Origin of the sequence: Rhizobacter sp. Root1221, assembly GCF_001425785.1 — a bacterium.
In the GTDB taxonomy this organism is placed as follows: Bacteria; Pseudomonadota; Gammaproteobacteria; order Burkholderiales; family Burkholderiaceae_C; genus Rhizobacter.
In genome coordinates this window covers 15,726-41,119 of record NZ_LMDI01000011.1, presented here as the reverse complement: position 1 = coordinate 41,119, position 25,394 = coordinate 15,726, and the positions used below count along the sequence as shown (strand labels likewise).

At 67.2% G+C, this 25,394-nt stretch carries 24 protein-coding genes; 10 read left to right on the top strand and 14 right to left on the bottom strand.

Going from position 1 to position 25,394, the window contains the following annotated elements; all coding sequences use genetic code 11:
• Nucleotides 1-51 precede the first annotated feature (51 nt).
• Nucleotides 52-1,020, top strand: a complete 969-nt coding sequence (locus ASC87_RS09325; protein ID WP_056659963.1) for a tripartite tricarboxylate transporter substrate-binding protein — start codon at nucleotides 52-54, stop codon at nucleotides 1,018-1,020.
• A 158-nt stretch (nucleotides 1,021-1,178) separates the two neighbouring features.
• Nucleotides 1,179-2,060, top strand: a complete 882-nt coding sequence (locus tag ASC87_RS09320) for a hypothetical protein (RefSeq protein ID WP_056659960.1) — start codon at nucleotides 1,179-1,181, stop codon at nucleotides 2,058-2,060.
• Between the two features lie 6 nt (nucleotides 2,061-2,066).
• Here the strand turns inward: ASC87_RS09320 and dtd are convergent, their stop codons facing one another.
• Together dtd and tyrS are read right to left on the bottom strand one after the other, a co-directional pair.
• Nucleotides 2,067-2,510 (bottom strand): D-aminoacyl-tRNA deacylase, encoded by a 444-nt coding sequence (gene dtd / locus ASC87_RS09315; protein ID WP_056659957.1) that lies wholly within the window; start codon nucleotides 2,508-2,510, stop codon nucleotides 2,067-2,069.
• Between the two features lie 5 nt (nucleotides 2,511-2,515).
• Nucleotides 2,516-3,745: a tyrosine--tRNA ligase gene (tyrS, locus tag ASC87_RS09310; protein WP_157603929.1), complete on the bottom strand. Its 1,230-nt coding sequence runs from the start codon at nucleotides 3,743-3,745 to the stop codon at nucleotides 2,516-2,518.
• Between the two features lie 253 nt (nucleotides 3,746-3,998).
• Between tyrS and ASC87_RS09305 the strand changes: the two genes are divergently transcribed.
• Together ASC87_RS09305 and ASC87_RS09300 are read left to right on the top strand one after the other, a co-directional pair.
• Nucleotides 3,999-5,381, top strand: a complete 1,383-nt coding sequence (locus ASC87_RS09305; protein WP_056659950.1) for a M23 family metallopeptidase — start codon at nucleotides 3,999-4,001, stop codon at nucleotides 5,379-5,381.
• A 57-nt stretch (nucleotides 5,382-5,438) separates the two neighbouring features.
• Nucleotides 5,439-6,590, top strand: a complete 1,152-nt coding sequence (locus ASC87_RS09300; protein ID WP_056659947.1) for an anhydro-N-acetylmuramic acid kinase — start codon at nucleotides 5,439-5,441, stop codon at nucleotides 6,588-6,590.
• A gap of 64 nt (nucleotides 6,591-6,654) precedes the next feature.
• Here the strand turns inward: ASC87_RS09300 and erpA are convergent, their stop codons facing one another.
• From erpA to rplM, 5 genes are all read right to left on the bottom strand, one after another.
• Nucleotides 6,655-7,032 carry an iron-sulfur cluster insertion protein ErpA gene (gene erpA / locus ASC87_RS09295; RefSeq protein ID WP_056659944.1) on the bottom strand — a complete coding sequence of 126 codons (378 nt, stop codon included), beginning with the start codon at nucleotides 7,030-7,032 and terminating at the stop codon, nucleotides 6,655-6,657.
• 44 nt (nucleotides 7,033-7,076) lie between these two features.
• The gene (locus ASC87_RS09290) at nucleotides 7,077-7,499 is read right to left on the bottom strand and encodes a polymer-forming cytoskeletal protein (protein ID WP_056659941.1); all 423 of its coding nucleotides are present in this window, start codon (nucleotides 7,497-7,499) and stop codon (nucleotides 7,077-7,079) included.
• Between the two features lie 37 nt (nucleotides 7,500-7,536).
• On the bottom strand, nucleotides 7,537-8,199 hold the full coding sequence (locus ASC87_RS09285) for a DUF6776 family protein (protein ID WP_235582119.1): 663 nt from the start codon (nucleotides 8,197-8,199) through the stop codon (nucleotides 7,537-7,539).
• A gap of 228 nt (nucleotides 8,200-8,427) precedes the next feature.
• Nucleotides 8,428-8,820 carry a 30S ribosomal protein S9 gene (gene rpsI, locus ASC87_RS09280; protein ID WP_056659935.1) on the bottom strand — a complete coding sequence of 131 codons (393 nt, stop codon included), beginning with the start codon at nucleotides 8,818-8,820 and terminating at the stop codon, nucleotides 8,428-8,430.
• 9 nt (nucleotides 8,821-8,829) lie between these two features.
• Complete coding sequence (gene rplM, locus ASC87_RS09275) at nucleotides 8,830-9,258, bottom strand: 50S ribosomal protein L13 (protein ID WP_056660240.1); 429 nt, start codon at nucleotides 9,256-9,258, stop codon at nucleotides 8,830-8,832.
• A 261-nt stretch (nucleotides 9,259-9,519) separates the two neighbouring features.
• Between rplM and ASC87_RS09270 the strand changes: the two genes are divergently transcribed.
• From ASC87_RS09270 to ASC87_RS09260, 3 genes are all read left to right on the top strand, one after another.
• A complete protein-coding gene (locus ASC87_RS09270) occupies nucleotides 9,520-10,179 on the top strand; it encodes a GNAT family N-acetyltransferase (RefSeq protein WP_056659932.1) in 660 nt (219 codons plus the stop codon).
• A 149-nt stretch (nucleotides 10,180-10,328) separates the two neighbouring features.
• Complete coding sequence (locus ASC87_RS09265; RefSeq protein WP_157603928.1) at nucleotides 10,329-11,120, top strand: DUF2726 domain-containing protein; 792 nt, start codon at nucleotides 10,329-10,331, stop codon at nucleotides 11,118-11,120.
• Between the two features lie 25 nt (nucleotides 11,121-11,145).
• Nucleotides 11,146-12,162: a serine/threonine protein kinase gene (locus ASC87_RS09260; RefSeq protein ID WP_056659926.1), complete on the top strand. Its 1,017-nt coding sequence runs from the start codon at nucleotides 11,146-11,148 to the stop codon at nucleotides 12,160-12,162.
• Here ASC87_RS09260 and htpG read toward each other — a convergent pair.
• On the bottom strand, nucleotides 12,159-14,042 hold the full coding sequence (gene htpG, locus ASC87_RS09255) for a molecular chaperone HtpG (protein ID WP_056659923.1): 1,884 nt from the start codon (nucleotides 14,040-14,042) through the stop codon (nucleotides 12,159-12,161). The two genes, ASC87_RS09260 and htpG, sit on opposite strands and share 4 nt — an antisense overlap.
• Before the next feature lie 195 nt (nucleotides 14,043-14,237).
• On the opposite strand from htpG, the gene ASC87_RS09250 reads away from it, so the two are divergent.
• Complete coding sequence (locus ASC87_RS09250) at nucleotides 14,238-15,521, top strand: cation:proton antiporter (RefSeq protein ID WP_235582118.1); 1,284 nt, start codon at nucleotides 14,238-14,240, stop codon at nucleotides 15,519-15,521.
• The gene (locus ASC87_RS09245; RefSeq protein WP_056659920.1) at nucleotides 15,521-16,633 is read left to right on the top strand and encodes a YbdK family carboxylate-amine ligase; all 1,113 of its coding nucleotides are present in this window, start codon (nucleotides 15,521-15,523) and stop codon (nucleotides 16,631-16,633) included. Before ASC87_RS09250 ends, ASC87_RS09245 begins: the two co-directional genes overlap by 1 nt.
• Nucleotides 16,634-16,676: 43 nt before the next feature.
• On the opposite strand, the gene ASC87_RS09240 is transcribed toward ASC87_RS09245, so the two are convergent.
• The 3 genes from ASC87_RS09240 to ASC87_RS09230 form a co-directional block, all read right to left on the bottom strand.
• Nucleotides 16,677-17,987, bottom strand: coding sequence for an NAD(P)/FAD-dependent oxidoreductase (locus ASC87_RS09240; RefSeq protein WP_056660234.1), 1,311 nt, complete (start codon nucleotides 17,985-17,987; stop codon nucleotides 16,677-16,679).
• 112 nt (nucleotides 17,988-18,099) lie between these two features.
• Nucleotides 18,100-19,245, bottom strand: a complete 1,146-nt coding sequence (locus ASC87_RS09235) for an acyl-CoA dehydrogenase family protein (protein ID WP_056659918.1) — start codon at nucleotides 19,243-19,245, stop codon at nucleotides 18,100-18,102.
• Between the two features lie 9 nt (nucleotides 19,246-19,254).
• Entirely contained in the window at nucleotides 19,255-20,463 is a 1,209-nt protein-coding gene (locus tag ASC87_RS09230; protein ID WP_056659915.1) for an acyl-CoA dehydrogenase family protein, read from the bottom strand.
• A 310-nt stretch (nucleotides 20,464-20,773) separates the two neighbouring features.
• Here ASC87_RS09230 and ASC87_RS09225 point away from each other — a divergent pair, with 310 nt between their 5' ends.
• On the top strand, nucleotides 20,774-21,571 hold the full coding sequence (locus tag ASC87_RS09225; protein WP_056659912.1) for an IclR family transcriptional regulator: 798 nt from the start codon (nucleotides 20,774-20,776) through the stop codon (nucleotides 21,569-21,571).
• A 1-nt stretch (nucleotide 21,572) separates the two neighbouring features.
• Here ASC87_RS09225 and ASC87_RS09220 read toward each other — a convergent pair whose 3' ends face one another.
• From ASC87_RS09220 to ASC87_RS09210, 3 genes are all read right to left on the bottom strand, one after another.
• On the bottom strand, nucleotides 21,573-22,361 hold the full coding sequence (locus tag ASC87_RS09220) for a 2-phosphosulfolactate phosphatase (RefSeq protein ID WP_056659909.1): 789 nt from the start codon (nucleotides 22,359-22,361) through the stop codon (nucleotides 21,573-21,575).
• 14 nt (nucleotides 22,362-22,375) lie between these two features.
• Nucleotides 22,376-24,175 carry an acyl-CoA dehydrogenase gene (locus tag ASC87_RS09215; protein WP_056659906.1) on the bottom strand — a complete coding sequence of 600 codons (1,800 nt, stop codon included), beginning with the start codon at nucleotides 24,173-24,175 and terminating at the stop codon, nucleotides 22,376-22,378.
• Between the two features lie 62 nt (nucleotides 24,176-24,237).
• Entirely contained in the window at nucleotides 24,238-25,380 is a 1,143-nt protein-coding gene (locus ASC87_RS09210; RefSeq protein ID WP_056659903.1) for an acyl-CoA dehydrogenase family protein, read from the bottom strand.
• Nucleotides 25,381-25,394: the final 14 nt, after the last annotated feature.

Sequence of the window (25,394 nt, the reverse complement as noted above, 5' to 3'; positions counted from 1 at the left end):
TTCGTAGCATCGGCTCTGTCGACCTCCTGCTCGACCTACGAAGGACTTCCCATGAAGAAACTGTTGCTGGCTGCAGTCGCCGCATTGACCGCGACGGCCGCCTTGGCCGAGTACCCCGAAAAGCCCATCACGATCATCGTGCCGTTTGCGGCCGGCGGCCCCACCGACAAGGTGGCGCGCGATTTCTCGGAAGGCCTGCGCAAGCAACTGGGCAAGCCGGTCATCATCGAGAACGCCGGCGGTGCCGGCGGCACGCTCGGTGCCACGAAGGTGGCCAAGGCCGCCGCCGACGGCTACACGCTGCTGCTGACCCACATCAGCATGGCCACGTCGCCCGCGCTGTACCGCAACCTGCAGTACAAGACCCTCGAAGACTTCGAGTACCTCGGCATGATCAACGAGGTGCCGATGACCCTCGTGGGCCGCTCCACGCTGCCGGCCACCAGCTACAGCGAACTCAACACCTGGATCCAGGCGAACCAGGGCAAGATCAACCTCGCCCACGCTGGCGTGGGCTCGGCGTCGCACCTGTGCGGCCTGCTGTACCAGAGCACGCTGAAGGTCGACATGGTGGCCGTGCCGTACAAGGGCACCGGCCCCGCCATGACCGACCTGCTGGGCGGCCAGGTCGACATCATGTGCGACCAGACCACCAACACGATGGGCCAGATGGAAGGCGGCAAGATCAAGTTCTTCGCCGTGTCCACCACCAAGCGCCTGCCCATGCCCGCGCTCGCCAAGCTGCCCACGCTCGACGAAGTTGGCCTCAAGGGCTTCAACGTGACCATCTGGCACGGCCTGTACGCCCCGAAGGGCACGCCGAAGCCGGTGGCTGACAAGATCAACGCGGCACTGAAGAAGGTGCTGAAGGACGCCGACTTCGTCAAGTCCGAAGAAAGCATGGCCGCCGTGATCGTCAACGATGCCCGCACCAACGGCCCGGAACACAAGAAGTTCGTGGAATCCGAGATCAACAAGTGGGGCCCGGTGATCCGCGCGAACGTCCAGTACGCCGACTGATCCACCTCCCGCCCGGCAACAAGGCCACCTTCGGGTGGCCTTTTTGTTGTCCGGCGTGACAGGATGAAACAACCCGGCAAAGCGCCCATTGATGCCGCGTTGCCAGTCCCCCGGGGACCCGACAATCAGGCCCTGTTCCTCCGTGACATTTCCGGTTCATGCCGCTCCCTCCTGCCCCGTTCAAGACGCCGCTCGGCCTCGACGAACTCCGTCACCGCACGCGCGGTCTGGGGCAGCGCCATCGCACCGTGTTGCTGCTCGTCGACGGCAACCGCCCGCTGGGCGAGGTGCTGGGCATGGCCCACCGGGCCGGCGCGAGCACCAGCCACTTCGAGGAACTGGTACGGCTCGGGCTCGTGGAGATGCCGGTGGAACCTGCCCCGGAGGCGCAGGAAACCGCACCAGGCGCGCTCGACCTGCCGAAGCTCACCAGCGTGGAAGTGGAGGTGCCCGCCGAACCCGACTATCCGGTGCTGCACCTTGAAGCCATCCCCGGGCCGGTAGCCGCGGCTCACGACGACGGGCCGGACACCGTGGGCAACCCCGACGTGGAACCCATTCCGGAACTTGTCACCGCAATGGCATCGCCCCCCGAGCCCGAGCCCGAGCCCGTGCCTGCACCCGCACCGGCTCCCCGCGTGGCAGCGCCACCGCCCGCGCCCAGGCGCCCGCCGCCGGCGCGTCCGCCCAAGATCCAGTTCCGCGACACCCCGGACGAACTGGCCGACCACGCCCGCCCGCGCCCGGCCGCCTCCGAAGAGCTGCTTCGTCACCAGGTGCGCAGCCTGCTGGTGGGTGCCATGGGCGCCGAGGCCACGCTGTTCTCACCGCTCACGCTCAGCCGCATCCGCGCCGCCCAGACCTCGCGTGACCTCATCACCCTCGTCTGGGAAATCGAACGGCAGCGCAACCACGTGCGGCGCAACCGCGCGCAGCTGCTCAGCCTGGAAAAGGCGCGCGAACTGCTCGGCATGGGCAACACGCTGGTCGCAGGCGACAGCCAGGCGGGCGCCGTGTGGCCCGACACCCACGGGAACTGACGCGCGTCAGTTGCGCAGCGTGATGGGGATCGTGACGGGGCCGTCGTTGACGAGGGCCACCTGCATGTCCGCACCGAACTCACCGGTGGCCACCACCGGGTGCGATGTTCGCGCCGAGGCCACCACCCGCTCGTAGAGGTGGCGGCCCAGTTCCGCGGGCGCCGCGCCGGTGAAGCTGGGGCGATTGCCACCCCGGGTGTCGGCCGCGAGGGTGAACTGGCTGACGATCAACAGGCCGCCAGCCACGCCCGCCACGTCGAGGTTCATCTTGCCGGCCGCATCAGAGAAGATGCGCAGCTTCAGCAGCTTGGCCACCAGCTTGTCGGCCAGCGCCTCGGTGTCGCCCGGTTCGGCGCACACCAGCACCAGCAGCCCGCGCCCGATGGCACCCACCGTGGCGCCGGCGATGTCCACCCGGGCCTCGGCGACCCGCTGCACCAGTGCGAGCATTGGGGTCAGGCCGTCAGCGTCACGCGAGCGAACTTGCGCTTGCCCACCTGCACGACGTACGTGCCGGGTTGGAGCTTCAGGCCCTTGTCGCTGACCACCGCGCCGTCCACCCGCACGCCGCCGCCATCCACCAGGCGCAGGCCCTCGCCGGACGAAGCCGTGAGGTTCGCCTGGCGCAGCAGCACACCGATGCCCATCGGGGCGCCGGCGAGCGCCACCTCGGGGATCTCGTCGGGCACCCCGCCCTTCGAGCGGTTGTTGAAATCAGCCTCGGCTGCTTCGGCCGCCGCGGCGCTGTGGAAACGTGCGGTGATCTCCTTCGCGAGCAGCACCTTGGCGTCCTTCGGGTTGCGCCCGCCGCCCACCTCGGCCTTCAGCCGGGCGATCTCGGCCTCGCTCAGGAAACTGAGCAGCGTGAAGTAGCGCCACATCATCACGTCGCTGATGGACAGCAGCTTGGCGAACATGGTGTTCGCCGGTTCGGTGATGCCGATGTAGTTGCCCTTGCTCTTGGACATCTTCTCGACACCGTCGAGGCCTTCGAGCAGCGGCATGGTGAGCACGCACTGCGGCTCCTGCCCGTATTCGCTCTGCAGCGCCCGGCCCACGAGGAGGTTGAACTTCTGGTCGGTGCCACCCAGCTCCAGGTCGCTCTTCAAGGCCACCGAGTCGTAGCCCTGCATCAGCGGGTACAGGAACTCGTGCACGCTGATGGGCGTGCCGGCCTTGAAGCGTTTCGTGAAATCGTCGCGCTCCATCATGCGGGCCACCGTGTAGCGGGAGGCCAGCTGGATCATGCCGCGCGCGCCCAGCGCATCGCACCACTCGGAGTTGTAGCGCACCTCGGTGCGTGCCGGGTCCAGCACGAGGTTCGCCTGCTTCAGGTAGGTGGCGGCATTGACCTCGATCTGCTCGCGGCTGAGCGGCGGCCGGGTGGTGTTGCGGCCCGACGGGTCGCCGATCGTGGACGTGAAGTCGCCGATCAGGAAGATCACGTTGTGCCCCAGGTCCTGCAGCTGGCGCATCTTGTTCAGCACGACCGTGTGGCCGAGGTGAATGTCGGGGGCCGTGGGGTCGAGGCCCAGCTTGATGCGCAGTGGCACGCCCGTTGCTTCCGAACGGGACAACTTGGTCAACCACTCGGATTCAGGTAACAGTTCGTCAACACCCCGCCGCGTCACGTCGAGCGCATGGCGCACCCGGTCGGTCACCGGGAACTTGTGGGCAGAAACCATGTCTGTGACTTCGGTTGCGGAAATTTCTGACGCGGGCATGAGTGGGGGCTCGAATTGAGGGGATATCCGGGAGAGGGGAACCGAGGGGCTCGCTATACTGCGGCACCCCGATGGTTCTCCACTGCAACAAGTTGGGATCTGCCCGGCGTCCGCGATTCTAGTGGACACCCCGGGTAGCGATATAAACCAGAGCGCGCCGCCCCCGGCTGTCGCTTGCAGATGGGCCCCGTGCCCCGCATCAAAATTGAGCTCGTTGAAAAATCTTGATCGCGCGGTCGCCACCACCGGCTCACGCACCCGCCAGTTCATCCACAACCACCCGCGCAGCCTGGCCTCGGCCGTCGTCGTGGCGTTGATGGGCTTTGGAGTCACCGCGTTCGGTATCGCGCCCATGGCGCCCGACGCATCCGACCTTCCGCGCCGCCTGGTGACCGAAATCGTCACCCCGGACGACACCTCCGTGCAGCTGGAAGCCCTGGCCAATCACCCGCTGCAGCTCTACCGCAGCGACGTCACGCGCAGCGCCGACACGGTCGACAGCGTGATGCGCCGCCTGAACGTGGCCGATGCCGCTGCCGCCTCGTTCCTGCGCACCGACAAAACCGCGCGCAAGCTGCTCGAGGGCCGGGTGGGCAAGATGCTGCAGGTCCGCACCGGTGAAACCGGCTTGCTCGAGGAGTTGGTGGCCCGCTACCCGGCCGAAAACGCCGACCAGGCCGGCACCCACTTCTCTCGCCTGCGTGTCACCCGCTTCAAGGACGGCTTCATCGCCATGGTGGAAACCGCGCCGCTGTCATCCCAGGTGCGCCTGGGCAGCGGCACCATCCGCAGCTCGCTGTTCGCGGCCACCGACGAATCCCGCATCCCCGACCCGGTGGCCACCCAGCTGGCCGAGATGTTCTCCACCGACATCGACTTCCACCGCGAACTGCGCAAGGGCGACACCTTCAGCGTCGTCTACGAAGCCCTGACGGCCGACGGCGAACCCGTCAGCTGGAACCAGTCGTCCGGCCGCGTGCTGGCTGCCGAGTTCGTCAACAACGGCAAGGCCCATGCCGCCGTGTGGTTCCAGGACGGCACGCAAAAGGGCGGCTACTACGGCTTCGACGGCCAGAGCAAGCGCCGGTCGTTCCTCTCGAGCCCGATGGAATTCTCGCGGGTCACCTCGGGGTTCTCGATGCGCTTCCACCCCATCCTGCAGAAGTGGCGCGCCCACCTCGGTGTGGACTACGGCGCCCCCACCGGCACCGCGGTGCGCAACGTGGGTGACGGCACCGTCACCTTCGCCGGCTGGCAGAACGGCTACGGCAACGTGATCCAGATCCAGCACGCCAACGACCGCACCACGCTGTACGGCCACCTGAGCCGCATCGGCGTGCGCGTGGGCCAGCATGTCGAACAGGGCGCCGTGATCGGCAACGTGGGCGCCACGGGCTGGGCCACCGGGCCGCACCTGCACTTCGAACTGAAAGTGAAAGGGCAGCACCAGGATCCGCTGCTGATCGCAAAGGCCTCCGAAGCCGTGACGCTGTCGGCCGCTTCGCAAGCCAAGTTCACCACCGTGGCCAAGGAATTCCGCCAGCAGTTGCAGGCAGCGGTCGCCGCGGAAAGCCACACGGTCGCCCTGCTCGACTGAGCACGCGCTCACCACCGCTCACAGCCACACGGCACGTTGCCCGGGCACAATCGACCCATGGCTGAATTGTTCGTGGGTCTGATGTCGGGCACGTCGCTGGACGGCGTGGATGGGGTGCTCGTGGACTTTGCCGCCGAGGACCCCAGCGGCCGCGCGGCCCCGTCCGGGCTCGGGTCGATGAAAGTGCTCGCGCACTCGCACCACCCGTTCCCCGAAGCGCTCCGCACGGAACTCCTGGCACTCAACACCGCGGGCGGCGCCGACGAGCTCCACCGGGCCCAGCTGGCCGGCAACGCCCTCGCCCACTTGTATGCGCGGGTCGTCAGCGAACTGTGCGCCACCGGCCCCTGGGAACCTGCGCAGGTCGTGGCCATCGGCGCCCATGGGCAGACGGTGCGCCACCAGCCGCGCATCGACAACCAACCCGGCTACACGCTGCAGATCAACAACCCGGCGCTGCTCGCAGAGTTGACCGGGGTGGCGGTCATCGCCGACTTCCGCAGCCGCGACATCGCCGCCGGCGGGCAAGGGGCTCCGCTCGTGCCGGCATTCCACCGCGCCTTGTTCGGACGCCCCGGCGAAGCCGGCGCGGTGCTGAACCTGGGTGGCATCAGCAACCTCACCGTTCTGTCGGCCGACGGGCAGACCCGCGGCTTCGACTGCGGCCCGGCCAACGTGCTGATGGACCTCTGGTGCGAGCAGAACACCGGGCGCCCGTTCGACGCCAACGGCGACTGGGCCGCCAGCGGCCAGGTGCAGCCGCGCCTGCTCGACCTGCTGCTCGACGAACCGTTCTTCGCGCTGCCGCCCCCGAAAAGCACGGGCCGCGACCTCTTCAACGCCGAATGGCTGGCCAGCCGCCTGCGCCAGATCGATGGCAGCATGCGCGCCGACAACGTGCAGGCCACGTTGTGCGAACTCACCGTGATCACCTGCGCCAACGCCGTGCTCACGCAGGCGGCCACGGCAAAGAAACTGCTCGTGTGTGGCGGAGGTGCATTGAACCGCCACCTGTTGCAGCGGCTGGCCCAGCACCTGCCCCGCGTGGCCGTGCAAAGCACCGACGTGCGGGGCCTGCCGGCCATGCAGGTGGAAGCCACGGCCTTCGCGTGGCTGGCGTGGGCCCACACGCACCAGCTGCCGGGCAACCTGCCGTCGGTCACCGGGGCATCAGGCCCGCGTGTGCTGGGCGCCCGTTACCCGGCTTGAGCCCGACACCGGGCCACATGAAGGAAAGGCCGCCCGCAGGCGGCCATCGCACGGTTCCGAAGGATCAGACCGAGAAGCTCGAACCGCAACCGCAGGTGGTGGTGGCGTTCGGGTTCTTGATCACGAACTGGGCGCCTTGCAGGTCGTCCTTGTAGTCGATCTCGGCGCCGGCCAGGTACTGCAGGCTCATGGCATCGATCAGCAGCGTGACGCCGTTCTTGTTCATCTGCGTGTCGTCTTCGTTGACGATTTCGTCGAACGTGAAGCCGTACTGGAAGCCCGAGCAGCCGCCACCTTGCACGAACACGCGCAGCTTGAGGTCGGGGTTGCCTTCCTCGTCGACCAGTTCCTTGACCTTGCCGGCGGCACTGTCGGTGAAGACCAGGGGCACCGGGGGCGCCTCGTCGGCAGGGGTCGAAACGTGTTCAGCAACGGCGCTCATGGCGTCTCCTGGAAAAGCGGGTCAATCAAAACGGATGGTTGCCATTATCCCACTGCGGCCGTAGGCGTGCTGCCTGCATTGGTTGTGGCCAACTTGATCAGCGGGGCCTTTTCGTCGGCCTTGAGGGGCTGCAACTCACCATTGATGGTGGCGCCCTGGTGCATTTCAAGGGATTGGTACCGCACATCGCCCACGATGCTGGCCTTCGGCTGCAGCTCGAGCAGTTCGTCGGACTGGACCGGGCCTTCGACACTGCCGTTGATGATCACGTGGCCCGCCTTCACACGGCCGATCACACGGGCCTTTTCGCTGATCACGAGGATGCTGTGGCTGCCTTCGGTGGCGATCACGTCGCCCTGCACCTCGCCGTCGATGCGCAGGCCCTCTGTGAACCGCAACTCACCAACGATGACGGTGCCTTCGCCGATCAGCGTGCGGATCGGCGGCTGTTTTTTCTTTGTGAACATGAGGTTCTCCGGTGATCGGGCCAACGACGCCCAAGGTTTACAGCTTGACCGTCTGGGTGACCCGGACGGTGCCCTGCTTGTCGGTCACCTTGATCTGCAAGGTTTTTACCACGGCCGTTTCAGGGTGGTCGATCAACCCTTCCAGACGAAGTGACTGCTTGATCTGCAGGAGGCGCGGACCGCCCGGCTGCGGGTACACCCACGGCTTGCCGTCGAGTGAACCACTCAGTTGGATCTCGTAACGCCCCACGAATTCGGGTTGGTTCTTGCCGATCTGCATCAGCAACGCCTGGAACTTGGTCTGGGTGGCCGACTGCGCGTGGGCCTGCAGCGCACGCACGCTGAGCCCCTCGGCGCCGGTGGACGGCAGCAGCCGCTCGAAGAAGCCGAGGTCGGCCTTCAGCCCGAGGTTTTCGGTCTCGACCTGCTTGAGCTGCTGGGCCAGCCTCTCCTGCGCCACCTTCTCGGTACGCAGCAGGCTCTCCGCCGTGTTGGCGATGGACTGGGCCCCTTCACGCTCGGACCGCAGCTTCTCCACCTCGACCCGCAGCGCCGCGAGTTCGGCCTTGGCACTGCGGTCGAGCCCCGCGATGCTCTTGCCGAACTCGAAGGCCCACAAGCCGAGGGCTGCGGAAAAACCGAGCATCAGCGCGAAGGCGATCCAGCGCAGCGGCCACGGCAGGTGGCTGCGGACGATCATGCGCGGGGCGCTGATCGACAAACGGCGACGGAGCAACTTCCAGCGCATACAAAGGAGAGTGAGGACAGCCGGCGATTGTAGGAGTCGCCTCGTCACGGGGCTGTGACCAAACCTTGCGGATGTGTCCGCAAACGGGGTCAAAAAACACAAAGGCCGCCCGGAGGCGGCCTTTGTGGTGAAACCCGTGAGAAACCGCACACTGTGCGGCCGCCGGGGTTTCGGGGTCGATCAGCGCTTGCTGAACTGCTTGCGGCGACGAGCGCCGTGCAGACCGACCTTCTTCCGTTCGACTTCACGCGCGTCGCGGGTCACGAACCCGGCTTGCTTGAGGGCCGGCTTGAGGCCCGCGTCGTAGTCGATCAGGGCACGGGTGATGCCGTGGCGAACCGCGCCAGCTTGGCCGGACTCACCACCACCACGCACGTTGACCTTCACGTCGAAGGCTGCATCGTTGGCCGTCAGCACCAGGGGCTGGCGAACGACCATGATGGAGGTCTGGCGACCGAAATACTCGTTGACGGCCTTGCCGTTCACGAGAATCTGGCCGGTGCCCTTCTTGATGAAGACCCGAGCGACCGACGACTTGCGACGGCCGGTACCGTAGTTCCAATTTCCGATCATCACCGCTCCTTAGATTTCCAGCGCCTTGGGCTGCTGGGCGGTGTGCGGGTGCGTGGCACCTGCGTACACCTTCAGCTTCTTCACCATCGCGAAGCCGAGCGGGCCCTTGGGCAGCATGCCCTTGACGGCCTTTTCCAGCGCGCGGCCGGGGTGCTTGGCTTGCATGTCCTTGAACTTGGTGCCGTAGATACCGCCCGGGAAACCCGTGTGGCGGTAGTACACCTTGTCCGTGGCCTTGTTGCCGGTGACGCGGATCTTGTCGGCGTTGACGATGACGATGAAATCGCCGGTATCGACGTGAGGCGTGTAAATGGCCTTGTGCTTGCCGCGCAAACGGAGAGCCACTTCGCTGGCAACTCGTCCGAGCACCTTGTCGGTGGCGTCAATCACATACCACTCGTGCGTCACTTCCGCCGGCTTGGCGCTGAAGGTCTTCATGAGGATCTTTCGAAACAGGCTCAAAACAGGAACGGGCCGGGGCGTTCGGTGCTGCTCATGTGATGCGGCAGCCTCTCACTTCCAGGACCGTTGTTGCAGGGGACTCCCCCGCCTTCTTTCCCAGAGCCCAAGCGGGAAAGCCTTCAAGTGTATCCCATGTTCAGGTCAGCCACCACTTCGACGCCCCGCCCGGCGCATCGCCGACCATTTTGCTGCGCCGCACAATGAATGCTAGAGTGCCTTCCAGTCTTCCCCAACATCATGAAAACCGCCGACACCGCGCTGTTCCAATGGGTGCCCATCCGCTCCCTGGCGCCCCGCCACCGGGAGCGCGCCGCGCTGCACTTGCTGGCGCTGGAACCCCACGACCGCTACCTGAGGTTCGGCTTTGCCGCGACCGACGAGCAGGTGCGCCGCTATGTGGACGGTCTCGATTTCGACCGCGACGAACTGTTCGGCATCTTCAACCGCAACCTCGTGCTGATCGCGATGGCCCACCTGGCCTATTCGCCCGATGCCAAGTCCGCCGAGCAGCGGGCCACCGCCGAGTTCGGCGTGTCGGTGCTGAAACAGGCCCGCGGCCGGGGCTACGGTGCCCGCCTGTTCGACCGCGCCATGCTGCACGCGCGCAACCGGGGCTGCACCCGCCTGTTCATCCACGCGCTGAGCGAAAATGCCGCCATGCTGAAGATCGCGGCCAACGCAGGCGCCACCGTCGAACGCGATGGCTCGGAATCGGCCGCGTGGCTCAAGTTGCCGCCCGACGACCTGGTGTCCCGGGTCGATGAGCTGGTGGGCCAACACGCGGCTGAACTCGATTTCCGTTTCAAAGTTCACGCTCGGCGCATGGGTGAACTGATGGGGCTCGTCCGCGATGTTGGCGACCACATTGCCGAGAAGGCCCGGATCGCTTCGGAGTGACCGTTGCCAGCTCCGGAATCCGTCGATTGGGGGTGTTTCAGCACACCCAAGTCGGGGATGTAACACACGGCTCAGCGGGGGGTAGCATTCCATGAAGCATTTGTCCATCGGACCATCCCTCCCGGGTGGCCGGGCCCCGAGTCTGTATTGTGAATAATCAATTCCTGCCCTGGATCGTCGTTGTCGCCGTGGCCATCGTCATGCCACTGCTGACCATCCTGATCCTCCGGGGCCGCAAGCCGGCGGCGCCGAAGCCGTTGCCCGAAACCTGGGACCTCACCGGCCGCCCTGTATTCACCGCAGACGAACGACGCATCTACCGCCTGCTCCGCGAAGCCCTGCCGCACCACATCATCCTGTCGAAGCTGCCGCTCGTGCGCTTTTGCCAGCCCACCGACGCAACCAAGGTGCGCTACTGGTTCGAACTGCTCGGCTCCAACCACGTGACCTTTGCCGTGTGCAGTGCCAATGGCCGCGTGCTCGCCGCGATCGACCTGGAGGCCGAACGCGGCCACTCCAACCGCGTGCACAAGATCAAGCAATCGGTGCTCGACGCATGCCGGGTTCGGTACCTCGTGTGCCCGGCGGACCACCTGCCGTCCGTCGGTGAACTGCAGTTGCTCGTGCCGCACAGCGGCGCGGCCACCCGAGCCCCGCTGCCCGTGCCGTCGCTCAACCAGGCCCGCGACAGCCTCGCGAGCACGGTGGCCAACCGCCGTGCCGAACGCACGGCCCTCTGGCAGGACTCCACGCTGTTCCAGGATTCGTTCTTTGCGATGGACAGCCGCTTCGATTCGGCGTTTGCCGGCAGCGATTTCAGCGTGCTGTCCGACCGGCCCGAAGGCCAGTCGGCCGGGGCCCGGTCGTCCGGCTTCGGCCAGGACATCGGCGGCATCGTCGACGACGAAGACCCCCGCATCGGCTCCGGCAGCCGGCGCTGACCGCTGCGCGTCGTACGATGCGCGCATGTCCTCGCCCCTCCTCCCTGACTCCGACACCCCGTACGCGGGCCTCACCCCCGAGGCGGTGCTCGACGCCCTCGACACCGTGGGCCTGCGCGGTGACGGCCGGCTGATCCAGCTCAACTCCTACGAAAACCGCGTCTTCCAGGTGTTCCTGGAGGACGGGTCGGTGGTCGTGCCCAAGTTCTACCGCCCGGGCCGCTGGACCGACGCACAGATCCACGAGGAACACGCCTTCGCGCTCGAATTGCAAGAGGCCGAGATCCCGGTGGCCGCGCCCCTCGTGCTGGATGGCGGCGGCACCCTCGCCCGTTTCGACGTCTCCGGCCAGACCTACCGCTTCGCCGTGGCCGCCCGCCGGTCGGGCCGGGCCGCGGAACTGGAAGACCCGGCGGTGCTGGAGTGGATCGGCCGGTTCATCGGGCGCATCCATGCGGTGGGCGCGAAAAAGCCGTTCGAGCACCGGCTGTCGCTCGACATCGCCACACATGGCACCGCCCCACGTGATTGGCTGCTGGCATCCGAACTGATCCCGCTCGACGCCGAATCGGGCTGGAAACAGGCAGTGGATGCCGCGCTGGACGCCGTGCGCGAATGCTTCGACCGGGTGGGACCGTGCCGCACATTGCGCCTGCATGGCGACTGCCATACCGGCAACGTGCTGTGGACCGAGGCCGGCCCGCACTTCGTGGACCTCGACGACGCGCTCAACGGCCCGGCCGTGCAGGACTTCTGGATGCTGCTGTCCGGCGAGCCCGTGGCCATGCGCCGCCAGCTCAACGACCTGCTGTCAGGGTACGAGGACTTCATGGAATTCGACTGGCGCGAGTTGCGCCTGATCGAAGCGCTGCGCACGTTGCGCATGATCCACTACAGCGCCTGGATCGCCCGCCGCTGGAACGACCCGGCCTTCCCGGTGGCGTTCCCGTGGTTCGGCGGGCGAGGCTACTGGAACGAGCAGGCCACTCGCCTGCTCGACCAGGTGGAGGCACTTCGCGAAGCGCCTCCGTCCTACCCCTAGACCGACGTCAGCAGCGCGTTCACACGGCGCACGTAGGTGGCCGGGTCTTCGAGCTGGCCGCCTTCGGCGAGCAGCGCCTGGTCGAACAGGATGTGCGCCAGGTCGTCGAAGTGCGCGTTGCCGTCCAGGCGCTTGACCAGCACATGCTCGGCATTCACCTCGAGCGTGGGCAACGACTTGGGTGCCGTCTGGCCGGCCTGCTTCAGCATGCGGGACAGGTGGGCGCTGACGTCACCCTCTTCCACCACGAGGCAGGCGGGTGAATCGACCAGGCGGGTGGTCACGCGCACGTCCTTCGCGCGGTCCTTCAAGGCCTCCTTCAGGCGCTCGAGCACCGGCTTGAACGCCTCGGCGGCTTCCTCGGCCTGCTTCTTCTCGGCCTCGTCCTGCAGCGAACCGAGGTCCACCGCACCCTTGGCCACGCTCTGCAGCGACTTGCCGTCGAACTCGTACAGGTGGCTCAGCATCCACTCGTCAACGCGGTCGATCAGCAGCAGCACCTCGATGCCCTTCTTGCGGAAGATCTCGAGCTGCGGGCTGTTCTTCGCGGCGGCCAGGCTGTCGGCCGTGATGTAGTAGATGACCTCCTGGCCTTCCTTCATGCGGCCCACGTAGTCGGCCAGCGAAACGCCCTCCTCCGCATGCGTGGATGCGAAACGCACCAGCTTCGTCAGGCGCTCGTGGTTGGTGTGGTCTTCGCCGATGCCTTCCTTGAGCACCGTGCCGAAGTCCTTCCAGAAGGCGGCGTACTTGGCGCGCTCGGCCTCGTCCTCGTGGTTGGCCAACGACTCGAGCATGCCCAGCACGCGCTTCGTGCAGCCTTCGCGGATGGCCTTCACGTCGCGGCTTTCCTGCAGCAGCTCGCGCGACACGTTCAGCGGCAGGTCGGCGCTGTCGATCACGCCCTTGACGAAGCGCAGGTACACCGGCATCAGCGCCTCGGCGTCGTCCATGATGAACACACGCTTGACGTACAGCTTCACGCCACCGCGCTTGTCGCGGTTCCACAGGTCGAACGGGGCCTTCGCCGGCACGTACAGCAGCTGCGTGTACTCGCTGCGGCCTTCCACGCGGTTGTGCGTGTAGGCGAGCGGCGCCTCGGTGTCGTAGCTGATCTGCTTGTAGAACTCGGCGTACTGCTCGGGCGTGATGTCGCTCTTGCTGCGCGTCCACAGTGCGGCCGCCTTGTTGACGGGGGCCCACTCGTCCTTCGTGACCTGCTTCTGGGCCTCGGCGTCCCACTCGTCCTTCTGCATCAGGATGGGCAGCGAGATGTGGTCGGAGTACTTGCCGATGATGGATTTGAGCTTCCACGCGCTGAGGAATTCATCTTCCTCGGCACGCAGGTGCAGGATCACGTCGGTGCCACGTTCGGCACGGGTGATGGATTCCACCTCGAAGTCACCGCTGCCCTCGGACGTCCAGCGCACCCCGTCTTCCGGCTTGGTGCCGGCGCGGCGGGTTTCCACCGTGATGCGGTCGGCCACGATGAAGCCCGAGTAGAAGCCCACGCCGAACTGGCCGATCAGCTGCGCGTCCTTCTTCTGGTCGCCTTCGAGCTTGCTCATGAACTCGCGGGTGCCACTCTTGGCGATGGTGCCGAGGTGGGACACCGCTTCCTCGGCGTTCATGCCGATGCCGTTGTCGCGGATGGTGATGGTGCGGGCGTCCTTGTCGAAGCTCACGCGCACCTCGAGGTTGGGCGCGTCCTCGTACAGCTCGGCGTGGTTCAGCGCCTCGAATCGGAGCTTGTCGCAGGCGTCTGATGCATTCGACACCAGCTCGCGCAGGAAGATTTCCTTGTTCGAGTACAGGGAATGGGTAACGAGGTGCAGGATCTGCTTGACCTCGGCCTGGAAGGAAAGGGTTTGTTTGTCCATGGTCGTCTTGTGAAGCGATTGACTGGCGCCGAAGCGGGAACTACACAGCGCGGGCCCCGGAGATATAGGGGCGCCACGCGCGTCTTTCAAGGGCCGCCATCATAAAGACCTCCGAAGCCCCCAGGCCCCGCTCGGGCGCCCGGATCGTCGGCTACGATGCCCCGCTCCTCCAGTTCAACGGACGTCCTCCTGCCCATGCCCCTCACCGCTGCCATCGACACCTGGCTCGCGCCGGCCTCGGCGCCGTCCTCGGCGTTGTGGACGCTCGACGGCCTGCGTGGCGCCGACCCGGTGCTCGGTTTTGCGATCGTGCTGCTGCTCGCCGTCGTGATCGGCGAAGCGCTGCACCGCCGCCTGCACCTGCCGCGCATGCTCGGCCACATGATCACCGGCGCGCTCGCCAGCCCGCTGGCATTCCGCCTGCTCGAGCGCACCGACCTCGACCCGTGGAAGCCGCTGATCGACCTCGCCATCGGCGTGCTCGTGTTCGAACTCGGCAGCCGCATCCGGCCCCGCTGGCTCATCGACAACCCGTCGCTCGCGCTCACCTGCGTGCTCGAAGGGGCGTTCGCGGGCATCGCCGTCACGGTGGTGATGCACGCGATGGGGGTACCCCTCGTGTCCGCCGTGCTGGCCGGGGCGGTGGCCATGTCCACGTCCCCGGTGATCACGCTCGGCCTCGTGCACGAGATGCGCCCGCGTGGCCAGGTCACCGAGCGCCTGCTGATCACCACGGCCATCAATTGCGTGCTGACGATGGTGGCCATCAAGGCGTGGCGCGTGCTGGCCGCGGCCGACGCCCCCACCTGGAGCGACGACCTGCTCAACGCCGCCACCAGTGCGGTGTTTGTCGTCAGTGGATCGCTGCTGCTGGGCATGGCCGCCGGCTGGCTGCTGGCCAAGCTGAGCGAGGCCATCCGTGGCGTGGCCGCCGCCCCGGTGCTGCAGATCGCCGTCGTGATCCTTGCGGCCATGCTGGCGGCGCAATGGAAACTCTCCCCGCTGCTCGCGCTGCTGGTGGCGGGCATGGCCGCCCGCCGCAAGATGGGCCACATGCTGACGGTCGAACCCCACCTCGGTTCGGCCGGGGCGGCGCTCGGCGTGATGCTGTTCATCTCGCTCGGCATGCTGTTCACGCTCGACGGCATCGCCACGCTGTGGCCATGGGTGCTGGCCCTCGTGGCCGCGCGCCTGGCGGGCAAGGCGTTTGCCGTGGCCGTGCTCGCACGGCCCAGCGGCTTGAGCGGCCGCCAGGCGTTCGCATTGATCCTCGCGCTGCAGCCCATGAGCAGCCTGGCCGTGCTGCTGACGGCCGACACCCTCGGCTGGACTGCCGAGCTGCCGGGCGTCGAAGGCCGCATGCTGCAGGCGCTGCTGATCGCCACCACGCTGCTGCACCTCGTGGGCCCGGTGCTCGCGCAATGGGCGCTGAAGTCGCTGGCCGACGAGTGCCCGCACGCCAACACGAAGGAGCACTGATGCCGCTGGCCGAGTTCACCCCGTCCGAGCCGCTGACCCTCGGTGTCGAGCTGGAACTGCAGCTCGTCAGCAACCACGACTTCGACCTGTCGCCCCACGCGCAGGACCTGCTGCGCCTGCTCGAGAAACACCCGGGCGCCTGGGACGTGAAGCCCGAGATCACCCGCAGCATGATCGAGATCGGCAGCTCCGTGCAGCGCGAACATGCGCCGCTTCGTGCCGAACTGAACGACCTGCGCGAGCAGCTGTCGCAGGCCGCGCGCCGGCTCAACATCGGCATTGCCGGTGGGGGCACCCACGCGTACCAGCACTGGAGCGACCAGCAGATCTTCCCCACCGAACGTTTCGAGTACCTCAACGACCTGTACGGCTACCTCGCCAAGCAGTTCACGGTGTTCGGCCAGCACGTGCACGTGGGTTGCGAGGACGGCGACAAGGCCTTGTGGCTGCTGCACGCGCTGTCGCGCTACGTGCCGCACTTCATCGCGCTCAGCGCGTCATCGCCGTTCGTGCAGGGGGTGGACACCGGTTTCGATTCGGCGCGGCTCAACTCGGTGTTCGCGTTCCCGCTGTCGGGCCGTGCCCCGTTCGTGCAGGGCTGGGACGAGTTCGGGCAGTACTTCGACAAGATGGCCAGCACCGGCGTCGTCAAGTCGATGAAGGACTTCTACTGGGACATCCGCCCGAAGCCCGAGTTCGGCACCATCGAGCTGCGGGTGTGCGACACCCCGCTCACCGTGGACAAGGCCGCCGCCCTCGCCTGCTACCTGCAGTGCCTGTGCAGCTACCTGCGCAACGAAAGGCCCTTCGAGCCCACGGAAGACGACTACCTCGTCTACACGTTCAACCGCTTCCAGGCCTGCCGCTTCGGCCTCGACGGCGAGATCGTGGACCCGAAGACCAAGCAACGCTCGAAGCTGCGCGACGACATCATCCGCACGCTGGCCCGCATCGACGAACATGCGCTGGACCTGAAAGCCCTCGACGCCAGCAACCTGCTGCGCGACAGCCTGTTCGAAGGCAACGACGCCAGCTGGTTGCGCAAGCAGCGGCAGGCGGGGTTGCCGCTCTCCGCGGTGGTCGAAGCGGCCACTGCCCGCTGGATGGGCTAGCTTGTCGTCCCGGCTTTCGCCAATGGGATGACAAGCCGTGCGTTCAATGCAACTTGATGCGCGGGCGGTGGGTGCGGTCCAGCATTTCGGACAAGGTGATCAGGATCATCTTCTTCCACCCGCCCAGCGCGAGCTGATGCTGCTTGTGCAATGACCAGTACATGAACTGGGCCGCGCGGCCTTCGATGAACAGGCTGCCGCGCGTGAGGCTGCCCATCAGGCTGCCCACCGACGAGTACTCCGACAGCGACACCAGCGACCCCTGGTCCTTGAACTGGAACGGCGTGGCCGCGTCGCCGCGGATCAGGCGGGGCAGCGCTCGGGCAAGGTACATGGCCTGCTGGTAGGCGGCCTGCGCGCGCGGGGGCACCCAGGTGCCGTTGGGCTGCGGGCACGCCGCGCAGTCGCCGAACGCGTAGATGGACGGGTCGAGCGTGGTCTGCAGGTTGCCGTTGACCATCAGCTGGTTCAGGCGGTTCGTCTCGAGCGGCTGGTCGCCGCCGAGCGTCTTGAGGAAGTCGGCCGCCTTCACGCCAGCCGCCCACACGGTGAGGGACGACCCCACCACGCGGCCGCTGGCCATCTTCAGGCTGTCGGCGGTCACCTCCACCACCTTCTCGTTGGTGTGCACCTCGATGGCAAGCTTGCGCAGCTCCCGCACCGCGGCCTCGCTCAAGCGTTCGGGCAGCTGCGACAGCAGGCGCGGCGCGGCCTCCACGAGCACGATCTGCAGGTCCTTCTCGGGGTGGATGTGCTCGAAGCCGAAGTTCGCGAGCACCCGGGCGGCGGCGTGCAGTTCGGCCGCGAGTTCGACGCCGGTGGCACCGCCCCCCACGATGGCCACCGTGAGGCGGCCGCTGCCGGCCGACCGCGGCACGCTCTGCGCGCGGATGCACGCATTGATCAGGCGGTCGTTGAAGTGCTTGGCGGCCTGCGGGGTGTCGAGCTTGATGGTGTGCTGGGCAGCACCCAACGTGCCGAAGTCGTTGGTCTGGCTGCCCACCGAGATGACCAGCGTGTCGTAGGGGAACTGCGTCGCGGGGGTGATTTCCTCGCCGGCTTCGTCGTAGCTGGCGGACAGCTGCACGGTCTTGGCGGCCCGGTCCACGCCCACGAGGGTGCCGAGGCGGAACTTGAAGTGGTTCCAGCGGGCCTGCGCGAGGTATTCGATCTCCTCGGCGTGGGTGTCGAAGCTGCCGGCGGCCAGCTGGTGCAGCAGCGGTTTCCAGACGTGGGTGCGCGCCGAGTCGATCAGCGTGATTTCGGCGAGGCCCTTGCGGCCCAGCCGTTTGCCCAACTGGGTGGCCAGCGCCAGCCCACCCGCACCACCACCCACGATCACGATGCGCTGCATCTGCACCTGCCCTTGATTCTTGTTGCCGGACGGCCCGGAGGAGCCGGACCGCACTTTCAACGGATTATCAAGGATGAGCGTGCAGTTCCCGGGTCATCCCGGCGCCGGGGGCTCAGGCGGCCTGCAAGGCGGCTCGTTGGCTCAGCTTGGCGAACCGCTCGAGGTGCAGGTCGGTATCGCCGAAACTCAATTCGATGGCCAGCAGCCGCTTGAACCAGTGGCTCACGTTCAGCTCGTCGGTCATGCCCATGCCCCCGTGCAGCTGCACCGACTGCTGCGCGATGAAACGGCACGCCTGGCCAATGGTGACCTTGGCGGCCGACAGCGTCTGGCGCCGGGCGTCATCGTCGGTGTTCTCGCAGTCCATCGCGGCCAGGTAGCTCATCGAACGGGCCTGCTCCAGGTGCAGCAGCATGTCTGCCATGCGGTGCTGCAGGGCCTGGAAGCGGCCGATGGGCTGGCCGAACTGCTGGCGGGTCTTCAGGTACTCGCCGGTGGCGCTGACGGTGGCTTCCATGATGCCCACCGCCTCGGCGGTCACCGCGGCCAACCCGATGTCGAGCGCACGTTCCACGGCGAGCAGGCCCTGGCCGGCGGCGCCGAGCCGCGCAGACGCCGGCAGCGTCGCGTTCGTGAGGGTCACCTCGGCGGCACGCTGGCCATCGATGGTGGCGTACGGCCGCAGGTCGAGCCCCGCGGTGCCCTTCGGCACGCGGAACAACGACACGCCGGCGCCTTCCCGGGCCGACACGATGAGCTCATCGGCCGCCGCGGCGTGGTAGATCACCGACTTGGCGCCGTTCAGCACGACACCGCCGCCGGAGGCCGTGGCCGTGGCCGTGGTGTCCACCACCGACACATCACCGCGTGCGGCCGCTTCCTGGTGGGCCACCACGAGGATGCGCTCACCCGTGGCCAGCTGGCCCAGCAGTTCGGAGCGGACCGGCTCCTCGGCGAAGTCGCGCACCAGCGCCGTGGCGATGATGCCGCTCGTGAGCAACGGTTCAGCCAGCAGCGCCGGACCCGTGGACTGCAACGCCAGTTGCGTTTCGATGGGGCCATAGCCGAGACCGCCCTGGTCTTCGGGGACGATCATCGCGAGTACACCCAGGTCGGCCAGGCCCTTCCACACATCGCGGCTCCAGCCTTGCGGCGTGGCGAGCACGGCGCGGCGGTGTTCGAAGCTGTAGTCGCCCTGGACGAAGCGGGTGACCGCTTCCTGCAGTTGCAGTTGCTCTTCGCTGAAATTGAAGTCCATGAGCGTTCCTTACAGGCCCAGCAGCTGCTGGGAAATGATGTTCTTCTGGATCTCGTTGGAGCCACCGTAGATCGACAGCTTGCGCATGTTGCAGTAGTGCGCGGCGAGCGACGCGGCGTATTGAGGACCCACCGGGGCGGCCGCATACCCCGCGGCCAGCGCCTCGGGGATGTACGGCAACGCGTACGGGCCCACGGCCTGCAGCAGCAGCTCGGTGATGGCCTGCTGGATCTCGGTGCCCTTGATCTTCAGGATGGATGCGGCCGGACCTGGCGCCCGCTTGTCCTTCTCGGCCGACAGCACGCGCAGGTTGGTCATCTCGAGCGCGGTGAGGTCCACTTCGACCTGGGCCACCTTGGCGGAGAACAACGGATCCTCGAGCAGCGGGCGGCCGTTTTTCTTCTCGGCCGCGGCCACGCGTTTCAGGCGGGCCAGCTCGCGCTTGGCAATGCCGATGCCGGCGATGTTGGTGCGCTCGTGGCCCAGCAGGAACTTGGCGTATGTCCAGCCCTTGTTCTCTTCACCGACGAGGTTGCCCGCGGGCACCCGCACATCCTCGAACCACACCTCGTTCACCTCGTGTGCGCCGTCCAGCGTGATGATGGGGCGCACCGTGATGCCGGGGCTTTTCATGTCGATCAGCAGGAAGCTGATGCCCCGCTGGGCCTTGGCCTGCGGGTCGGTGCGCACCAGGCAGAAGATCCAGTCGGCGTACTGGCCGAGCGTGGTCCAGGTCTTCTGGCCGTTGACGACGTAGTGATCGCCCTGGGCGTCCACACCGCGCACCGCGCGCATCTTCAGCGAGGCCAGGTCGGAACCGGAACCCGGCTCGGAGTAGCCCTGGCACCACCATTCCTCGGCACTGCTGAGTTTCGGCAGGAAGCGTTGCTGCTGTTCGGGCGACCCGAAGGCCATGATCACCGGCGCCACCATCTTGATGCCGAACGGGATCAGGCGCGGCGCGCCGCCGGCGGCACATTCTTCCTCGAAGATGTACTGCTCCACGGCATTCCAGCCGGGGCCGCCGAACTCCCTGGCCCAACCCGGGCCGCCCCAGCCGCGCTCATGCAGCGTGCGCTGCCACAGCACGTGGTCGTCTCGCGTGAGGTGCAGGCTGTTCGTCACCTTGTGGCGGATGCGCTCGGGGAGCTTCGTGCGCACGAACGAGCGCACCTCTTCGCGGAAGGCTTGTTCTTCGGGGGTAAAGGTCAGGTCCATGAGGGTCCCCAGCAGGTCAGGATTCTTCGGTGAGCGCCGTGCGTCCTGATGACAGAACTGCATTGCAGAACAACATTCCGATTACGAGAACGGATCGTGATTGTTGATGCTGGGAATCCCGGTGTCAACTTTCACCCGTGCTGAACGGCCATACCGTGCTTTCGAGTGCCCGAAAACGAGGATGACGGCACACGGCAGTGCCCCCACCCGGGATTGCCATCACCCACGATTTGCAGATTTGTGTTCCACTTTTGATCCATTGGCGGCCTTCGATTCCCAAGAGGCCGCGCTGTGCAGGACCCCTGACCCGATGAATCCCACCGCCACCCCCGGCAAACCCGCCGCAAAAGAAGACCGCCACTTCGTCACCGCCCTGGCCCGGGGCCTCGAGGTGCTCGCCTGTTTCCGCTCCGGCGACAAGGCGCTCGGCAACCAGGAGATCGCGCAGCGCTGCAAGCTGCCCAAGTCCACGGTGTCGCGCCTCACGTCCACGCTCACCAAGCTCGACTACCTGATCCAGATCGAGGAAAGTGGCAAGTACCGCCTCGGCACCGCCACGCTGTCGCTCGGCAGCGCCATGCTCGCCCGCCTGGACGTGCGCCAGATCGCCCGCCCGCTGATGCAGGAACTGGCCGATGCGTCGCGGTCCATGGTGTCGCTCGGCACCCGCGACCGGCTGTCAATGATCTACGTCGAGAACTGCCGCAGCTCGGCGGCCCTCACGCTGAGCCTCGACGTGGGCTCGCGCATTCCGGTGGCATCGTCGGCCATCGGCCGTGCCTACCTCGCCGCCATCCCCGACCGCGAGCGCCTCGATTTCATGGAACGGGTGCAGGAACTCGACGAGGTGGCCTGGCCCGACATCCGCGACGGCATCGAACGTGCGGTGGAGGACTACCGCACCCTCGGGGTCACATGTTCGTTCGGTGACTGGCAGAAGGACGTCAACGGCATCGCTCGCGCGTTCCAGCCCGGCAACGGCCTGCCCCCCATGGCCATCAACTGCGGCGGCCCGTCGTTCAACCTGTCGAAGGACTTCCTGCTCAACGAGGTGCGGCCTCGGCTGATCGAGACCGTGTCGCGCCTCGAAGCCTCGTTGCTGCGCTGAATCAGGCCGGCACCACCCGCTCGCCGTCGAAACACGGCACCACGTCGAGCCAGCTCTTGCGGGCGGCGTACCGTACCTCGCTTTCGAGCCCCTTCGACAGCATGCGCTGACCCACGCGGGCGAGCCAGAGCGCGTGCCGTTCTTCCGGCTGGCCTTCGCCCTGCGCATGCAGCAGGTCGGCGGCCAGCGCCGCGTCGGTGTACTCGCGCTGCCCTGCGGCCGCGCGGAACAGCGATACGAGGTACCCCGCGCCGTAGAAGTCCTCGAGGTTGAAACGGCCGGCCGACCCGGCACACACCAGCAGCACCGTGCGGTCCGGGTGGTGCCGCACCACGTGGTCCACCACCGCCCGGGCGTTGGTCAGCGCGGCCACGAACACCGCATGGGCCGACCGCGCAGCCAGCACCGCTGGCGTGCCGTTGGTGGTGGCGTAGACCAGCGCGCGGCCCTTCACCCCTTCGGCCAGCAGGTTCGCCGGCGTGGCACTCAGGAAACCCGGCAGCGTCTCGGCGTTGAGTTCACCCGCCAGCAGGCAGCTGCCGGCCGGGTGGCGGGCCACCTCGGCCAACGCGGCATCCCCATCGGGCATGGGCAACACCGCCGTGGCACCGTCGGCCAGCACACCGACCATGGTGGTGGTGGCAAACAGGATGTCGAGGACGATCACCACCTTGCTGTCGAGGCGTTCCCCGTCCAGCTCTTCCTTCTTCAACAAGACATGGATCTTCTGCATGGTCAGCCGTCGTTGGGCACCGGCGGGCCGGGTGGGGTGATCGTCGGAGTCGGACATGAAGGCAGGCCGGTTCAGAACCAGGACGGAGACATCGTCAGCGTCGAGTCGTCGAGGCTGCGCAACAGCGCGTGTTGCGGGCCGTTGCGAGGCAGCTCCCAGTGGAAGAACCACTGGCACGCACGCAGCTTGCCGAGGTAGAAGTCACGCTCCTCGCCGTTGGCCGCAGATGGCAGGCCACGTGCGGCCACCAGCGCCTGGCGCAGCCAGGTCCACGCCATCACGGTGTGGCCGAACGCCTCGAGGAACACGGTGGCATTGGCCAGCGCGCGATCGCCGTCCTGTGCCAGCACGGCACCGATCTGCCGCACGGTTTCGGTGACGTCGTTCCATGCGGCGGCCAGTGATTCACCAAACGCCCGCAGCCCGTCGTGGCCCGCGGCGGCCTGCACCGTCTTGCGCACCTCGCGGCCCAGCAGCTCGAGCGCGGCGCCCTGCTGCATCATCACCTTGCGGCCCAGCAGGTCGAGCGCCTGGATGCCGTGGGTGCCCTCGTGGATCATGTTGAGGCGGTTGTCGCGGTAGTACTGCTCCACCGGGTACTCGCGGGTGTAGCCGTAGCCCCCGAGGACCTGGATGGCCAGGCTGTTGGCCTCCAGGCACCACTGCGACGGCCACGATTTCACGACGGGCGTGAGCAGGTCGAGCAGCAGGCCGGCTTCGGTGCGTTGCGCCTCGGTCTCGCCGGTGCGCTGATCATCCACCAGGCGGGCGGCATACAGGCCGAGCGACAGCGCGCCCTCCACGTACGCCTTCTGCGCGAGCAGCATGCGGCGAATGTCGGCGTGCTGGATCAGCGGCACCTGCGGGTCGAGCGGGTTCTTGTTGCCAGGCAGCCGGCCCTGCGGCCGCTCGCGGGCGTACTGCAGCGACGCGAGATAGCCGCGGTAGCCGTACATCACCGCGCCCATGCCCACGCCGATGCGCGCCTCGTTCATCATCTGGAACATGCACGCGAGGCCCTGGTGTTCCACCCCCACGAGCTCGCCGGTGCACTGGCCCTTTTCACCGAACGACAGCATCGTGGACGTGGTGCCGCGCCAACCCATCTTGTGGATCAGGCCAGCGAGGGCCACGTCGTTGCGGGCACCCACCTGGCCGCGCTCGTCGGTGTGGTACTTCGGCACCGTGAACAGCGAGATGCCCTTCACACCCGCGGGCGCACCGGGGATGCGCGCGAGCACCAGGTGCACGATGTTCTCGGTCATCTCGTGGTCGCCGCCCGAGATGAAGATCTTGTTGCCCTTGATGGCATACGTGCCGTCGCCGTTGGGCGTGGCCCGGGTCGTCAGGTCGGACAGGCTGGACCCGGCCTGGGGTTCCGTGAGCGCCATCGTGCCGAAGAAGCGGCCCGACAGCAGCGCAGCCAGGTACTTCTTCTTCTGGCGCTCGGTGCCGAAGTTCTGGATGACGTTGGCGTTGCCCGACGTGAGGCCGGCGTACGACAGCGTGGGGCCGTTGGCGCTCTTGAACAGCGCCGATGCGGCCTGGGCCACGAGCACCGGCAGCTGCATGCCGCCGAGGTCGTAGTCCTTCGTGGGGGACATCATGCCGGCGGCGCAGTAGGCGTCCAGGGCCTCCTTGACGGCCGGGATGATCGTGATCTTCTGGCCATCGAACTGCGGCTCGTGTTCGTCGGACTCGCGGTTGTGCGGCGCGAACTTGTCGGTGGCGATGGCCTGGGCGGTGTCGAGCGTGGCGGCGAAGGTTTCTCGGCTGTGGTCGGCATGGCGCTCGCGGCGTGTCAGCGATTCGGCGTCGTGCACCTCGAACACCTGGAAGTCCAGGTCGCGGCGGTTGATGATGTCACTCACTGGGGCGGTTCCTTGCAAAGGGCGGAACGGGCCCGAGCGGGGCTCGTTCCGCGGGCGGCCGCTCAGGCGGCCAGCAGCGTGTCGCTGAAGCGGGCCAGGTGGTGGTCCGCGTCACCGAAGGTGGCGTTGATCATCGTCAGCCGCTTGAAGTAGTGCGCGGCCATCAGCTCGTCGGTCACGCCCATGCCGCCGTGCATCTGCACGGCATCCTGCCCCACCTTGCGCAGGGCCTGGCCGACGTAGGCCTTGGCACCCGACACCGCACGGCTGCGTTCAGCCGGGTCTTCCGCGTCGGCCTTCAGCGCGGCCAGCGTGGCCATCGACCGCGCCTGCTCGGCCGCGATGGCCATGTCGGCCATGCGGTGCTGCAGCGCCTGGAACTTGCCGATGGGCACGCCGAACTGCTTGCGCTGCTTCAGGTAGTCGAGCGTGGTGGCGTTGAGCGCGGTCATGATGCCCACGGCCTCGGCGCACAGGCCCGCGATGCCGCGGTCGATGGCCCGTTCGATGGCCGGCAGCGCGCCGTCCACCGGGCCGAGCACGGCGTCGGCCCCCACCGTCACGTTCGACAGCTTCACCTCGCCGGCACGCTGCGCATCCTGGTTCGTGTAGGCCACGACGGTGACACCAGCCGCCTTCGGGTCGACCAGGAACACCGTGACCCCGGTGGCGTCACCGGCCGCACCCGACGTGCGGGCCGACACGAGCAGCTGGTCGGCCGACGGCGCGCCCAGCACCACGGCCTTGTGGCCATTCAGCACGTAGCCGGCGCCATCGCGATGCGCGGTGGTGGCGACGCGCTGGCGGTTGTAGCGCGCACCCGGCTCCTGGTGCGCGAGCGCCGCCAGCAGCGAGCCGCCCGTGATGCCACCGAGCAGCTTGTCGCGCTGGACGTCGGACCCGAGGTCGGCGATGACGCTGCCGGCCACGACCACGGTGCCCAGGTACGGCTCGAGCGCGAGGTTCACGCCGAGCGTTTCCATCACGACCATCGTGTCGACGGCGTTGCCACCGAGGCCGCCGTTCGCTTCCGAGAACGGCAGCATCAGCAGGCCGAGTTCGGCGTACGTGGCCCAGGCCTCGCGGCTGAAACCGTCGGCCGACCTGGCGATGGTGCGGCGTTGTTCGAACCCGTAGTCCTTCGTCAGGTAGCGGCGCAGGCTGTCCTGGATGGCGATCTGTTCTTCGCTGAGGTTGAAATCCATGTGTGTTCTCCGTG

Coding starts and splice junctions, on each gene's coding strand:
- ASC87_RS09325 (WP_056659963.1), top strand. CDS start 52: ATGAAGAAACTGTTGCTGGCTGCAGTCGCCGCATTGACCGCGACGGCC.
- ASC87_RS09320 (WP_056659960.1), top strand. CDS start 1,179: ATGCCGCTCCCTCCTGCCCCGTTCAAGACGCCGCTCGGCCTCGACGAA.
- dtd (WP_056659957.1), bottom strand. CDS start 2,510: ATGCTCGCACTGGTGCAGCGGGTCGCCGAGGCCCGGGTGGACATCGCC.
- tyrS (WP_157603929.1), bottom strand. CDS start 3,745: ATGGTTTCTGCCCACAAGTTCCCGGTGACCGACCGGGTGCGCCATGCG.
- ASC87_RS09300 (WP_056659947.1), top strand. CDS start 5,439: ATGGCTGAATTGTTCGTGGGTCTGATGTCGGGCACGTCGCTGGACGGC.
- erpA (WP_056659944.1), bottom strand. CDS start 7,032: ATGAGCGCCGTTGCTGAACACGTTTCGACCCCTGCCGACGAGGCGCCC.
- ASC87_RS09290 (WP_056659941.1), bottom strand. CDS start 7,499: ATGTTCACAAAGAAAAAACAGCCGCCGATCCGCACGCTGATCGGCGAA.
- ASC87_RS09285 (WP_235582119.1), bottom strand. CDS start 8,199: ATGATCGTCCGCAGCCACCTGCCGTGGCCGCTGCGCTGGATCGCCTTC.
- rpsI (WP_056659935.1), bottom strand. CDS start 8,820: ATGATCGGAAATTGGAACTACGGTACCGGCCGTCGCAAGTCGTCGGTC.
- rplM (WP_056660240.1), bottom strand. CDS start 9,258: ATGAAGACCTTCAGCGCCAAGCCGGCGGAAGTGACGCACGAGTGGTAT.
- ASC87_RS09270 (WP_056659932.1), top strand. CDS start 9,520: ATGAAAACCGCCGACACCGCGCTGTTCCAATGGGTGCCCATCCGCTCC.
- ASC87_RS09260 (WP_056659926.1), top strand. CDS start 11,146: ATGTCCTCGCCCCTCCTCCCTGACTCCGACACCCCGTACGCGGGCCTC.
- htpG (WP_056659923.1), bottom strand. CDS start 14,042: ATGGACAAACAAACCCTTTCCTTCCAGGCCGAGGTCAAGCAGATCCTG.
- ASC87_RS09250 (WP_235582118.1), top strand. CDS start 14,238: ATGCCCCTCACCGCTGCCATCGACACCTGGCTCGCGCCGGCCTCGGCG.
- ASC87_RS09245 (WP_056659920.1), top strand. CDS start 15,521: ATGCCGCTGGCCGAGTTCACCCCGTCCGAGCCGCTGACCCTCGGTGTC.
- ASC87_RS09240 (WP_056660234.1), bottom strand. CDS start 17,987: ATGCAGCGCATCGTGATCGTGGGTGGTGGTGCGGGTGGGCTGGCGCTG.
- ASC87_RS09235 (WP_056659918.1), bottom strand. CDS start 19,245: ATGGACTTCAATTTCAGCGAAGAGCAACTGCAACTGCAGGAAGCGGTC.
- ASC87_RS09230 (WP_056659915.1), bottom strand. CDS start 20,463: ATGGACCTGACCTTTACCCCCGAAGAACAAGCCTTCCGCGAAGAGGTG.
- ASC87_RS09225 (WP_056659912.1), top strand. CDS start 20,774: ATGAATCCCACCGCCACCCCCGGCAAACCCGCCGCAAAAGAAGACCGC.
- ASC87_RS09220 (WP_056659909.1), bottom strand. CDS start 22,361: ATGTCCGACTCCGACGATCACCCCACCCGGCCCGCCGGTGCCCAACGA.
- ASC87_RS09210 (WP_056659903.1), bottom strand. CDS start 25,380: ATGGATTTCAACCTCAGCGAAGAACAGATCGCCATCCAGGACAGCCTG.